We start from the raw sequence: 12,946 nt of genomic DNA on the forward strand, positions 1-12,946 counted from the left end.
TCGACGCGGGACGTGCCGTGAGGTGCTGCGCTCTTTCGTCGCGGGGGCTAACGTCGCTACCGTGCATCCGGCGTCAGCCAGTGATGAGTGACTTCAGGAGGCCGTGCACCATGACAGAGCAGTCCCCCGCGCTGGACAACCTGCTCACCGAGAACCGGACGTTCCCGCCGACCGACGAGTTCGCGGCGCAGGCCAACGCGAAGGCCGATTGGTACGAGAAGGCCGACGCCGACCGCGAAGCGTTCTGGGCCGAGCAGGCGGAGCGGCTGCACTGGGACACCAAGTGGTCCCAGGTCCTCGACTGGTCGGGCGCGCCCTTCGCCAAGTGGTTCGTCGGCGGCAAGCTGAACGTCGCGTACAACTGCGTCGACCGGCACGTCGAGTCCGGGCACGGCGAGCAGGTCGCCATCCACTGGGTCGGCGAGCCGGGCGACACCCGTGACATCACCTACGCCCAGCTCAAGGACGAGGTGTCCAAGGCCGCGAACGCGCTGGCCTCCCTCGGCGTCACCTCCGGCGACCGGGTCGCCATCCAGCTGCCGATGATCCCCGAGGCGATCGTCGCGATGCTGGCCTGCGCGCGGCTGGGCGCGATGCACAGCGTCGTCTTCGGCGGGTTCTCCCCGGCGGCGCTGCGCTCCCGCGTCGACGACGCCGAGGCCAAGGTCGTGATCACCTCCGACGGCCAGTACCGCCGCGGCAAGGCCGCGCCGATGAAGACGAACGTCGACGAGGCCCTCGACGGCGCCGCGAGCGTCGAGAAGGTCATCGTCGTGCGCCGCACCGGCGAAGAGGTCCCGATGAGCGAGCGGGACGTGTGGTGGCACGAGCTCGTCGACGGCCAGTCCACCGAGCACACCCCGGAGGCGTTCGACTCCGAGCACCCGCTGTTCATCCTCTACACCAGCGGCACGACCGGGAAGCCGAAGGGCATCCTGCACACCTCCGGCGGCTACCTGACCCAGGTCGCCTACACCCACCACGTCGTCTTCGACCACAAGCCGGGCGAGGACGTCTACTGGTGCACCGCCGACATCGGCTGGGTGACCGGCCACTCCTACATCGTCTACGGCCCGCTGGCGAACCGCGCGACCCAGGTGGTCTACGAGGGCACCCCCAACACGCCGCACGAGGGCAGGCACTGGGAGATCATCCAGAACCACAAGGTCTCCATCTACTACACCGCACCGACCCTGATCCGCACGTTCATGAAGTGGGGCGAGGACATCCCGGCGAAGTACGACCTGTCCAGCCTCCGCGTGCTGGGCAGCGTCGGCGAGCCGATCAACCCCGAGGCGTGGATGTGGTACCGCGAGCACATCGGCGCGGGCAAGGCGCCGATCGTGGACACCTGGTGGCAGACCGAAACCGGCGCGATCATGATCTCGCCGCTGCCGGGCGTCACCTCGACCAAGCCCGGTTCGGCGCAGCGCCCGCTGCCCGGCATCTCGGCGAAGGTCGTCGACGACACCGCGACCGAGGTCGGCAAGGGCGGCGGCGGTTACCTGGTGCTGGACAAGCCGTGGCCGTCGATGCTGCGCGGCATCTGGGGCGACGACGAGCGCTTCCGCGACACGTACTGGTCACGGTTCGCCGACCAGGGCTTCTACTTCGCCGGTGACGGCGCGAAGTACGACAACGACGGCGACATCTGGCTGCTCGGCCGGGTCGACGACGTCATGAACGTGTCCGGCCACCGCATCTCCACCACGGAGGTCGAAAGCGCTCTCGTGTCGCACCCGACGGTCGCCGAAGCCGCGGTGGTGGGCGCATCCGACCCGACCACCGGGCAGGGCATCGTCGCGTTCGTGATCCTGCGCGGCTCCGCGGCCGAGGGCGGCGACGAGGCGGTGCAGGAGCTGCGCAACCACGTCGCCAAGGAGATCGGTCCGATCGCCAAGCCGCGGCAGATCATGGTCGTGCCCGAGCTGCCGAAGACCCGCTCCGGCAAGATCATGCGCCGCCTGCTGCGCGACGTCGCCGAGAACCGCCAGATCGGCGACGTCACCACGCTGGCCGACTCCAGTGTCATGGAGCTGATCTCCAGCGGCCTGAAGTCCGGCAAGGAGGACTGACGCACGAACAAGGGCCCTGCACATCGCGGTGCAGGGCCCTTGTCATGGGAACCCGAGGAAAGAGTGGATCAGCCGGTGACGTCCAGGTGGGCCTTCACCGGGGTCGGCCGCGGGGCCTTGCCGTTGGCGTCGGGCTTGTCGCCCGCACCCGAGCCGGCGCCGCCACCGGAGCTGGTCTTCGTCGAGGTCGGGGTGCTGGTGCCCGGCTTCGAGGTGCTCGTCGTCGGCTTGGTGGTCGGGGTCTCGCCACCGCCGTTGTCGTCGTCGCCCGGCGCGCAGGTGACCGACGCGATGTCCAGCGTCTGCAGGTTGTCGATCTTGATGGAGATCGCGGTGACGGTGATCGAGCCGTCGTCCTTCTTGGTCTGCTTGTTCAGCACGACCGAGAGCAGACCCGGCACGGCGACCGTGGTGTTGGTCGGCGCGGTCACGTCGAGGGTGATGTCACCGAGCTTCGCCTTGGCCAGCGACGAGGTGCCCTTGCCGCCCTCGCACTCCGCCTCGATGGCGGTCGCGGTCAGCAGCGGCTTGCCGACGCCGAGGCCGACGTTGACGTCGGCGACGCTGGCGCGCGCCTGGCCGGCGCCCGCCGAGGCGTTGAGCAGCTTGACCTGGGCCAGGCCCGGCACGTTCAGCGTGGCGAGGGACTTCTGCTCGAAGCCCTTCTCGTCGGTCACGTACGGGCTGGGGTCGATCCCGAGGAGGCCCTTGGCGGCGATCGCGTAGGCGGAGTTGACGCCGTCCGTGGTGGTCGTGGTCGCACCCGCGGCGGGCGCGAGCAGCACCGAGGTGGCGAGCGCGGTCGCGAGCACGCCGACGCCGCCGGCCACAGCCTTCTTTCTGGACAAGGAATTCCCTTTCGTGAAATGGAAATGCGGAATGAAGCCGGCGGCCCCCCGTGGTGCATTCCGACCGCCGGCGAAGTGCGAAGAAGCTCAGGACGTCACGTGATGTTCACGATCGTGCCGAGCGGCAGTTTGACGAGCTCGTCGAGCGCCTCGGAGGGCACCCGGATGCAGCCGTCGCTGTTCGCCTGACCGGCGAAGCTGTTGTTCGGCCAGGTGTGCAGTCCCACCGTGCCCGGGCCGCCGCCGAAGGTCTCCAGCGAATCGGAGTGGTAGCTCAGCGGCAGCACGATCGGGCTGTAGGTGTTCTTCGTTTCCTCGATCGAGGCGATGATGTAAGCACGCCCCGCCGGGGTCGGGTGTTCGGGCTTGCCGGTGCCGATCGTCCATTTGCCGATCGACTTGCCGCTCTCCAGGATCTCCAGGCTGAACGCGGCACGGTCCACATTGACCACGTAGTCGTTCTGCGCGGATTCGGCGGCGCCCTCGCTCAGGTGCACCCAGCCGGACGCGGCGTTGGGCCGGGTCGGCAGGAGGACGTGCGCCCAGTCGCCCTGCTCCGCAATCACCGGCACCCACGTCGGCGATCCCATTTGGATGGACGGCAGCTTCGCGATCGCTTTGCCGCCAACGGAGTCGTACACGACCATGTCGGCCTTGGGGTGGATCACGCGGCCGGCCGTCGCGCCACCGGATGGCTGCGGGTCGAGCGGGGCGTTCGCGACCGTGGCGAACGTGGTCGCCTCCGGCAGCTGGGTCAGGTCTTCCTGGCTCACCGCGGCCGGCTTCACGCCGTCCTCGTCGCCACCGGAGCACGCCCCGGTGAGCAGTGCCAGGGTCGAGACCCCGGCCACGGCGAGGAGCCGGACCGGGAGCCGTCCGCGGCGCGCAGAACCCGTCTGCGTGCGCGAGCTGCACGTCATGCGCATTACCACAATCCTTGAGGACCTACATCGGACAAGAATTCACCAAGGCGGTCTCCCCCGAAGACATGCGGCACCGCAGGTGCGCCTTGGGCCTTATTGCTATCAGGACCCCCCTAGGTGATCAAACTCCCGGGTGACGGGGGTCGATTAGGGAGAGCAGGGCAAATGCTGCATTTGCCGAGGTCGCAGGAAAAACGAGATACACCCGATCGGGTACAGATAAGTAACGCCCACTTCGACCTGCCCCCATCGAGCGACATCGCTTCCTCACCCTGGCGGGTGATGGCGGCAGCGTAGCGGTACCTCCGGACGCGCCGCCCCGGGGGTACGCGGAAGTAGGTAGCGCGGGACAATCCCCGGGCACACCCCAGCGAGCGGCTATCGAACGCCTGTTCTAGAATTCGGGCCGACGTAGCCGGACCCCACGAGAGGGAGACCGCAGCACCGATGAGCTTGGACACCACGACCACCCCGCAGGAGCAGGACACCCCCGTCACGCCGGCGCCGGTCACGGACGACTCCGCAGCCGCTCCCGCTCCCGCCGCCACCTCCGCCGAAAGCGAGGAAGCCAAGCCCAAGCGCGGCCGCCCGAAGGCCTCCGCGGCGAAGAAGACCCGCACCGTCGAGCTCACGCTCACCGTCACCGGCACCGCCGACGGCGAGTGGCAGGCCGAGCTCAAGCACGGCTCGAAGTGGGTCGCGCAGGGCCTGAAGATCCCGGCCTCGGCCGTGTCCCGCGCGGCCAAGGAGCTGCACGAGGACCTCTCGACGCCGATCGACGAGGTGATCAACGCCGCTGTCGAGCAGCAGAAGGCCAAGGTCGCCGCCCTGGAGGCGGAGCTGGAGCAGGCCAGGCAGGCCCTCGCCGAGCTCGACGGCTGACCTCACCGGCGTCTACCTGGTCGGCGGGCCGAGCCGCATGCTGCTCGTCGAGCCGCTCGCCGAGCAGCTCGGCGTCCTGCCGACCACCCAGGACCAGCCGGAGACCGCCGTCGCGTTCGCCCGCCGAAACCGACCGCCGACCGGCGATCCCGAGACCCGCCGGGGCGGATGTCCATCGATCAGGCATCCGCCCCGGCGTTCTTTTCCCACCGGACACTTTCCGCGTACCATCTGTATACAACGTGTATGGAGGGAGCCCGGATGCCGGCGACGAGCAAGCCCGCCCAGTCCGGGCGGGCGAAGGCCTACGACTACCTGAAGAACACCGTGCTGGCCGACCCCGACGCCGAGGGCGGCTTCATCAGCGAACAGGAGGTCGCCGAGCGCGTCGGCGTCTCCCGCACCCCCGTGCGCGAGGCGTTGCTGCAGCTCGCGGCCGAGGAACTGGTGCAGCTCGTGCCCAACCGGGGCGCGTACATCGCGCCGCTGACCGGGCGCGACCTGCGGGACCTCGTCGAACTGCGCGGGCTGCTCGAACGGTTCGCGGCCGAGCGGGTGATGGCGGCCGGGACCGTGCCGTGGCGGGCGATGCAGGAGGTCCTCGAACAGCAGGAGCGCTGCGACGACCCGGCGTCGGCCAAGGAGTTCATCGAACTCGACGCGCACTTCCACACGCTGCTCGTCGAGGCCGCGGGCAACTCGATGCTGAGCCGGACCTACACCGCGCTGCGAGCCCGGCAGGTGCGTGCCGGGCTCGTCGCGCTGCGGCGGTCAGGCACCCGGCACGCGGAGGTCATCCACGAGCACCAGGCCATCGTGACCGCACTGGCCAACGGTGAGGTCGAGGCGGCGCTGGCCGCCATCGACGACCACCACGCCCAGACCCTGAAGCATCAGCTGACGACCACCTGAGTCTCGTCGCGGGCCTCTCGCGCGAGCGCGATGCCGATGATGCTGACCACCGCGGTCACCACCACGTACAGCGCGAGCGCGACCCAGCTGTCGAATCCGGCCAGCAGCGAGGTGAACAGCAGCGGCGCGATGGCGCCGCCGATCACGCCGGCGAGCGTGTAGGCCAGCGAGCTGCCGGTGTAGCGCAGGCGCTCGGTGAACTGCTCGGTGATCAGCGCGGCCTGCGGCCCGTACAGCGCGGCGTGGATGACGAGCGCGATCACGATGCCGACCAGCAGCAGGCCGAACGAGCGGCCGGACACCAGCGGGAAGAACACGAACGGCCAGATCGCCGCGGCGATGGTCGCGAACAGGTAGAGCTTGCGGCGGTTCATCCGGTCCGACAGCGCGCCGAACGCCGGCATCAGGATGAGCTGTCCGGCAGACCCGATCATTACCGCGGTGAGGCCCTGGCTGCGGGACATGCCCAGCTCCTGGGTCATGTAGGTCAGCACGAAAACGGTGAACAGCGCGTACAGCACGTCGGGGCAGACGCGGACGAAGATCGCGGCCAGCAGAGCCCGGCGCTCGTACTTGAAGACCTCGGAAATCGGCGCGCTGGGCCGCTCGCCGCTCTCCGCGATGCGCTTGAAGACCGGGGTCTCCTCCAGCTTGAGCCGGATCCACAGACCGAACGCGACGAGCACGGCGGACAGCAGGAACGCCACGCGCCAGCCCCACGAGTCGAACTGTGCCTCGGTCAGCAGCAGGGCCAGCAGCGCGAGGACACCGTTGGCGAGCAGGTTGCCCGCGGGCGGGCCGACCTGGGCGGCGGAGGCCCAGAACCCGCGCTTCTTCGGATCGCCGAACTCGCTGGACAGCAGCACCGCGCCGCCCCACTCACCGCCGATGCCGACGCCCTGGGCGAAGCGCAGCAGGACCAGCAGCACCGCCGCCGAGCCGCCGATCGCGGAGTGGGTCGGCAGGACGCCGATGAGGAAGGTGGCGATGCCGGTGAGCAGCAGCGTGATCACCAGGACGCGCTTGCGGCCGAGCACGTCGCCGAGACGGCCGAAGACGAACCCGCCGAGCGGGCGGGAGAGGTAGCCGACGGCGTAGGTGGAGAACGAGGCCATCGTGCTGACCAGCGGGTCGCCAGCCGGGAAGAACTGGTGTCCGAACACGGTGGCCGCGGCCACCGAGTAGGCCGCGAAGTCGTACCACTCCAGCGACGTGCCGGACAGGCTCGCCAGGAAGGCACGCCGTAGCGACGCCCTGTCCACGGTCGGCGTTACCGAGGTCATTGCTCACATCCTGATCTATTCGGTGCCACGATGCTGTAATACTCGTTGTATACAACCTGCATGCGCAACCCCTCGCAGGTAAGAACTGGGTTACCCGAAATTACGGAGGACGACATGCCGACGCTGAGCTTCGACCTGCCCGACGGCACGACGGTGACCACTCCGGTGACGACCTTGCTGAACGCCGGGTACGCGGGCCGCGACCAGGCCGACGTCGCCGCGCACGTCGCCGAGCTGGCCGAGCTGGGCGTGCCGGCGCCGAAGGTCACGCCGGCGCTGTACCCGGTCGCCCCGTACCTGGCCGCCCAGACCGACGAGGTGCCCGCCCAGCACGACCGCACGTCCGGCGAGGCGGAGTGGGCGCTGGTGATCACCGCGGACGGGGTGCTGCTCACCGTCGCGTGCGACCACACCGACCGGGAGCTCGAGGTGCACGGGGTGGCCTGGAGCAAGAACGCGGCGCCGGACGTGCTGGGGCGCCAGGCGTGGCGGCTGGACGACGTGGCGGACCGGCTGGACTCGCTGACGCTGCGCGGCTGGGCCGACGGGCAGCTGATCCAGGACGGCACGCTCGCGGAGCTGCTGACGCCGCAGCACTGGCTCGACGTGCTGCGCGAGCGCGGGCTGTACGAGCCGGGGGTGGTGCTGATCTCCGGGACGATCCCGATGGTGCCGGGGGTGAACCAGTTCGCCGGCGAATGGCGGGTCGAACTGGGCGACCCGGCGACGGGCAACACGATCGAGGCGGCCTACCGCGTCCGGCGCTTGCCGGAGGCGATCGGCTGACCGGGCGCCCGGCTGGGAGCGAGTCCTGGCACCCGGGTAGGTAGCGGCGCGGGGTCGTCGGAGGCCATCGCCCGGTGGCAGCTGCCGTGCCTGCGGAGCGGGCATGCCCGGGCACGTGGGCGGAGTCCTGGCACCCGGCGTGGGCAGAGGCGCGGGATTGCCAGCGGCCACCACCCGACAAGGGGCTACTGCGCCCGCTGAGCGGGCACGCCCAGCAATGCGGCCAGAGTCCTGGCACCCGGCGGGGTAAAGGCGCGGGATTGCCGGAGGCCACCACCAGTAAGGGGCTCCGCGCCTGCGGAGCGGGCCCCTCAGCGAGCGTGACCGTGCCAGCGCCCCCACTCAGCGTCCCGGCGCGGGCAGGGGTGCGCCGGGGCGTTGGGGAGTCGGCGCGTCGGGGCGACGGTGTATCGGGGCGCCGGGCGGTGGGGTCACCCTCGCAGCCTCGTGTTCAGTCGTGCGGCTTGGCGGGTCAGGTGGTCGCGTTCGGCGAGGTTCGTCGCCTTCGTGGCGGCCTCCGCGTACAGCCGGGCGGCGCTCGCCAGGTCACCATCGCGTTCGTGCAGGTACGCCGACACCGCGGCGTACCTCGGCAGCCCCTCGTCCAGGGACGCGAGTTCCGCCAGGCCCGCGCGGGGGCCGTCCGCCTCGCCGACCGCCACCGCCCGGTTCAGGCGCACCACGGGGCTGTCCGTCAGCCGCACCAGCTCGTCGTACCACTCGACGATCTGCACCCAGTCGGTCTCCTCGGCGGTGGGCGCGTCGGCGTGCAGGGCGGCGATCGCGGCCTGCGCCTGGAACTCACCGAGCCGGTCACGGGCCAGCGCCGCCTGCAGGATCTCCACGCCCTCCGCGATCAGGCGGGTGTCCCACCGGCCGCGGTCCTGCTCGGCGAGCGGCACCAGGCTGCCGTCGGGCGCGGTCCGGCTCGCGCGCCGGGCGTGGTGCAGCAGCATCAGGGCGAGCAGCCCGGCCACCTCGGGGTGGTCGATCACCGCCGCGAGCTGGCGGGTCAGCCGGATCGCCTCGGCGGCCAGGTCGACGTCACCGGAGTAGCCCTCGTTGAACACCAGGTAGAGCACGCGTAGCACGGTGGCGACGTCGCCGGGCTGGTCGAACCGCACCCCAGCGACCGTCCGCTTGGCGCGGCTGATCCGCTGCGCCATCGTCGCCTCCGGCACCAGGTACGCGGCGGCGATCTGCCGCGTCGTCAAGCCGCCGACGGCACGCAACGTGAGCGCGACCGCGGACGACGGGGTCAGCAACGGGTGCGCGCACAGGAAGTACAGCTGGAGCGTGTCGTCCACCCCGACGGCCTGCCCGGGCTCCGGCTCCACCTCGACGAGGTCCTCACGACGGCGCCGCGCCGCTTCCGCGCGGGTCGCGTCCAGGAACTTGCGCCACGCCACCGTGACGAGCCAGCCCTTCGGATCGCGCGGCGGGTCGTCGGGCCACACGCGCAACGCCTCGACCAGCGCCTCCTGCACCGCGTCCTCGGCCGCCGCGAAGTCGGCTCCGCGGCGGACGAGGATCGCGAGCACAGTCGGGGTGAGGCCCCGGAGCAGGGCCTCGTCCACCGCAGGGCTCATTCCGTGACCGTGGGCGGCTCGGCGAGGAAGGGGCGCAGCTCGAGCCACTCGTGGATCGGCTTCCCACCCGCCCCCGGCGCGGCCGACAGCTCCCCGGCCAGCTCCACCGCACGCTCGTGGCTGTCCACGTCGATCACCATCCACCCGGCGATCAGGTCCTTGGTCTCCGGGAACGGGCCATCGGTCACCGGCGGACGCCCCTCCCCGTCGTAGCGCACCCACGTGCCCTCCGGCGCCAGCGCCTGACCGTCGACGAACTCACCGGTCTCCTCCAACCGGGCCGCGAAATCCCGCATGTACTGCACGTGCGCCGTGATCTCCTCCGGCGCCCACTGGTCCATCGGCACCTCGTTGACCGCTGCCGGAGCACCCCGGTAGTGCTTGAGCAGCAGATACTTCGCCATGGTCGTCTCCTCGATCGTGGTGCGCCCATTGTGGCCGCGTTCGCACCGGGGACGGAGCCGTTCACGCGTTCTCGACATCGACGACCGGACTTTTTTTCCGCGTGCCAGGATCGCGGGGTGACCGATCCCGTCTCCGCGCTGGAAGCGCACGTCGAGGCGTTCAACGACCGCGACCTCGCCGCCCTGATGGCCGGGTTCACCGACGACGCCACCTGGATCACCGGCACCACGACCGTCCGCGGCAGCGCGGAGCTGGCCGACCTGTTCGAGGGCGCGCTGCGCGGGCTCCTGCCGACGCTGACACTGGACAACGTCATCGCATCGGGTGACCAGGCCGCGGCGCAGCTCACCGAGACGCTGACCGCCGACGGCGCCGAGCACACCTTCGCGATTGCCGGTTTCTACCGTTTCCGCGACGGCCGGATCTCCGCCGCGAAGATTTACCGCGAGGGTTCCGCGGAGATTTAGGTAAGACTCAGCTAATGGGGACGATCGGCCCCGGGATGCTTCAATGACAACGTGACCGAAACGAAGGACGCCGCCGAGGCGCACGCCCACGAACCCCATCGCGAGAGCCTGGGCAGCAGGCTGAACTGGCTGCGTGCCGGGGTTCTCGGGGCCAACGACGGGATCGTGTCCGTCGCCGGGCTCGTCGTCGGCGTCGCGGGCGCGACCACCGACCACGGCGCCATTCTGATGGCCGGAATAGCCGGACTGGTCGCAGGCGCGCTTTCCATGGCGGGTGGGGAATACGTTTCGGTCAGCACCCAGCGCGATACCGAACAGGCCGCGCTCAAGCTGGAGAAACAAGAACTGAAGACGATGCCGGAGGCCGAGGAGCGGGAACTCGCCGACATCTACGAGGACAAGGGCCTGTCCCGGGAGCTCGCCGAGCAGGTGGCGCGCGAGCTGTCGCAGAAGGACGCGCTCGCCGCGCACGCGGAGGCCGAGCTCGGCATCGATCCCGACGAGCTGACCAACCCGTGGCAGGCCGCGTGGGCGTCGTTCGTGTCGTTCTCCGTCGGCGCGCTCATCCCGCTGCTGGCGATCGCGCTGCCGCCCACGTCGTGGCGGGTGTGGACGTGCGCGATCGCCGTCGTCGCGGGCCTCGCGCTGACCGGGTACACCAGCGCCCGGCTCGGCAGCGCCGCGCCGGGCCGGGCGGTCGCGCGCAACGTCGGCGTCGGCGCGCTGACCATGCTGGTCACCTACTACGTGGGCACGCTGTTCGGCATCACCGCCGGCTAGCGCAGAACGCGGTAGCGGATGTGGGTGGCCTCGGGCGTGTCGATCACCTCGAGGATCTTCAGCTCGATCCGCGCGGGCAGTACGTCGAACAGCCTGCGGCCGCCGCCGAACAGGACGGGGATCTGGTGAATCTGCACCTCGTCCAGCACGCCCGCCTCGAGCGCCCGCTGCCCGGTGTACGCGCCGATGACGCGCACGCCCGTGCCATCGCCTCGACGACACCGTCCGCGTAGGTCACCAGAAGATCGGGATGCCCATGCACCCGTGGTCGCCACCCCAGTGGTCCACCTCCTCCGCGGTCCGCCGCCCGGTGACGACCGCACCGGCCGCGCCGATCCGGTCCACCAGCTCGGCAGTCGGACCGGATCAGCGCGGTTGGAAGTCCGGGGTGAACGCCCATTCGTGCAGGCGCATGAAGCCGTCGCCGCCGGGGTTTTCCCGGTCCGTCGTTCAGGCCCGCTCCATAGCCGTCGAACGACACCCGACGGATTCGACCGGCTAACGCACGCCCGACATCAGCTTTCGCACGAACGGGCTGATCAGCGCCAGCACCACACCGATCAGGACGGCCACCCCGCCGACGATGCCGAAGTACGCCGTCTCGTGGTCGGTGTCGTAGTACTCGGCCAGCGAGCCGGACAGCGCGGTGCCCAGCGAGACCGACAGGAAGTTCAACGCGACCATCTGCGTGCGGAACGCGTCCGGCGCCAGCTTCGTCGACAGCGACAGCCCGACCGGCGACAGCATCAGCTCCGCGACGGTGAACACCAGCAGGATCCCGACGAGCGCGAGCAGCGGCGTGCTGTTGGCCGCGCCGCCCGCGAAGAACAGGAACAGCAGGAACGCCACACCCATCACGGACGTGCCGAGCGCGAACTTGATCGGCGTCGACGGCTGCCGCGAGCCCAGCTTGACCCAGATCGCGGCGATCACCGGTGCGAGCAGCAGGATGAACACCGGGTTGATCGACTGCACCCAGCTGACCGGCATCTCCCAGCCGAACAGGTCGCGGTCCAGCCGCTGGTCCGAGTACACCGCGACCACCGTGAACTGCTGCTGGTACAGCGCGAAGAACGCGGCGCTGGCGATGAACATCGGGATGAACGACAGCACCCGCCGCCGCTCGATGGCGGTGATCTTACTGCTGGTCAGGATCACCGCGAAGTACACCACCGACGCGATGCCGACGATCCACACGACCACGTCGGACAGGTTGGCCGCGGTGACGATCCCGGTCAGCACGGCCGCCACGATGACGGCGACCAGCACCAGCAGCACCCCGCCGACCGCGGGCCGCCGCTGCGCGGGCAGCGGGTTGGGCACCTCGCGCGCGGTGTCGGGCAGGTTGCGCCGGAAGATCGTGTACTGGGTCAGGCCGATCGCCATGCCGATCGCGGCGAGCCCGAACCCGAGGTGGAAGCCGACCTCGCTCTGCGCCAGCCCGGTGAGCAGCGGGCCGACGAACCCGCCCAGGTTGACGCCCATGTAGAAGATCGTGAAGCCGGCGTCGCGCCGCTCGTCCTTCTCGCCGTAGAGCGTGCCGACCACGGCGGTGGCGTTGCCCTTGAGCCCGCCGCTGCCGACCGCGACGCACACCAGGCCGACGCCGATGCCCAGGAAACCGGGCAGGAACGCGAGGCTGATGTGCCCGATCATGATCAGCACGGCGCTGTAGAACAACGTGCGCTCGGACCCCAGCAGGCGGTCGGCGACCCAGGCGCCCACGATCGTGGACAGGTACACCAGACCGCCGTAGGCCCCGACGATGCTGGTGGCGGTGGCCTCCGGCATCGCGAGGCCGCCCTCGGCGACCGAGTAGTAGAGGTAGATCGGCAGGATGCCGAGCATCCCGTAGTACGAGAAGCGTTCCCACATCTCGACGCCGAACAGGTTCGCGAGCCCGATCGGGTGCCCGAAGAACCGGGTGTCGCGCTTCGCCTCGGTGGAGGTCGTCACTGCCGCCGCCCTTTTAAGGTCTAGACAACGTTGGCGAGTG

13 protein-coding genes are annotated in these 12,946 nt (G+C 70.1%); 6 read left to right on the forward strand and 7 right to left on the reverse strand.

Annotated elements, in window-relative coordinates; translation table 11 throughout:
- Nucleotides 1-110 precede the first annotated feature (110 nt).
- Entirely contained in the window at nt 111-2,075 is a 1,965-nt protein-coding gene (gene acs / locus ABZ193_RS13955) for an acetate--CoA ligase (protein ID WP_020420339.1), read from the forward strand.
- Between the two features lie 68 nt (nt 2,076-2,143).
- On the opposite strand, the gene ABZ193_RS13960 is transcribed toward acs, so the two are convergent.
- Entirely contained in the window at nt 2,144-2,923 is a 780-nt protein-coding gene (locus ABZ193_RS13960) for a choice-of-anchor P family protein (RefSeq protein ID WP_235716217.1), read from the reverse strand.
- A 95-nt stretch (nt 2,924-3,018) separates the two neighbouring features.
- Complete coding sequence (locus ABZ193_RS13965) at nt 3,019-3,849, reverse strand: L,D-transpeptidase (RefSeq protein ID WP_020420337.1); 831 nt, start codon at nt 3,847-3,849, stop codon at nt 3,019-3,021.
- 444 nt (nt 3,850-4,293) lie between these two features.
- Here ABZ193_RS13965 and ABZ193_RS13970 point away from each other — a divergent pair, with 444 nt between their 5' ends.
- A complete protein-coding gene (locus ABZ193_RS13970) occupies nt 4,294-4,728 on the forward strand; it encodes a DUF6319 family protein (protein WP_020420336.1) in 435 nt (144 codons plus the stop codon).
- Between the two features lie 261 nt (nt 4,729-4,989).
- Nucleotides 4,990-5,640: a GntR family transcriptional regulator gene (locus ABZ193_RS13975; RefSeq protein ID WP_237339156.1), complete on the forward strand. Its 651-nt coding sequence runs from the start codon at nt 4,990-4,992 to the stop codon at nt 5,638-5,640.
- On the opposite strand, the gene ABZ193_RS13980 is transcribed toward ABZ193_RS13975, so the two are convergent.
- On the reverse strand, nt 5,622-6,923 hold the full coding sequence (locus ABZ193_RS13980; RefSeq protein ID WP_354710100.1) for an MFS transporter: 1,302 nt from the start codon (nt 6,921-6,923) through the stop codon (nt 5,622-5,624). The two genes, ABZ193_RS13975 and ABZ193_RS13980, sit on opposite strands and share 19 nt — an antisense overlap.
- Before the next feature lie 114 nt (nt 6,924-7,037).
- Between ABZ193_RS13980 and ABZ193_RS13985 the strand changes: the two genes are divergently transcribed.
- Nucleotides 7,038-7,709, forward strand: a complete 672-nt coding sequence (locus tag ABZ193_RS13985; protein ID WP_020420333.1) for a DUF2848 domain-containing protein — start codon at nt 7,038-7,040, stop codon at nt 7,707-7,709.
- A gap of 431 nt (nt 7,710-8,140) precedes the next feature.
- Here the strand turns inward: ABZ193_RS13985 and ABZ193_RS13990 are convergent, their stop codons facing one another.
- Both ABZ193_RS13990 and ABZ193_RS13995 read right to left on the reverse strand, forming a co-directional pair.
- Nucleotides 8,141-9,298 (reverse strand): DUF6596 domain-containing protein, encoded by a 1,158-nt coding sequence (locus ABZ193_RS13990; RefSeq protein WP_237339158.1) that lies wholly within the window; start codon nt 9,296-9,298, stop codon nt 8,141-8,143.
- Nucleotides 9,295-9,702: a YciI family protein gene (locus ABZ193_RS13995; RefSeq protein WP_345073618.1), complete on the reverse strand. Its 408-nt coding sequence runs from the start codon at nt 9,700-9,702 to the stop codon at nt 9,295-9,297. Before ABZ193_RS13995 ends, ABZ193_RS13990 begins: the two co-directional genes overlap by 4 nt.
- A gap of 117 nt (nt 9,703-9,819) precedes the next feature.
- On the opposite strand from ABZ193_RS13995, the gene ABZ193_RS14000 reads away from it, so the two are divergent.
- Together ABZ193_RS14000 and ABZ193_RS14005 are read left to right on the forward strand one after the other, a co-directional pair.
- A complete protein-coding gene (locus ABZ193_RS14000; protein WP_237340174.1) occupies nt 9,820-10,170 on the forward strand; it encodes a nuclear transport factor 2 family protein in 351 nt (116 codons plus the stop codon).
- Nucleotides 10,171-10,221: 51 nt separating this feature from the next.
- Nucleotides 10,222-10,950 carry a VIT family protein gene (locus ABZ193_RS14005; RefSeq protein WP_237340175.1) on the forward strand — a complete coding sequence of 243 codons (729 nt, stop codon included), beginning with the start codon at nt 10,222-10,224 and terminating at the stop codon, nt 10,948-10,950.
- On the opposite strand, the gene ABZ193_RS14010 is transcribed toward ABZ193_RS14005, so the two are convergent.
- Together ABZ193_RS14010 and ABZ193_RS14015 are read right to left on the reverse strand one after the other, a co-directional pair.
- Nucleotides 10,947-11,147 (reverse strand): dihydrofolate reductase family protein, encoded by a 201-nt coding sequence (locus tag ABZ193_RS14010; RefSeq protein WP_237340176.1) that lies wholly within the window; start codon nt 11,145-11,147, stop codon nt 10,947-10,949. The genes ABZ193_RS14005 and ABZ193_RS14010 overlap by 4 nt on opposite strands.
- 301 nt (nt 11,148-11,448) lie before the next feature.
- On the reverse strand, nt 11,449-12,906 hold the full coding sequence (locus ABZ193_RS14015; RefSeq protein ID WP_237340177.1) for a peptide MFS transporter: 1,458 nt from the start codon (nt 12,904-12,906) through the stop codon (nt 11,449-11,451).
- Nucleotides 12,907-12,946: the final 40 nt, after the last annotated feature.

Origin of the sequence: Amycolatopsis sp. NPDC006125, assembly GCF_040614195.1 — a bacterium.
In the GTDB taxonomy this organism is placed as follows: Bacteria; Actinomycetota; Actinomycetes; order Mycobacteriales; family Pseudonocardiaceae; genus Amycolatopsis_E; species Amycolatopsis_E tucumanensis.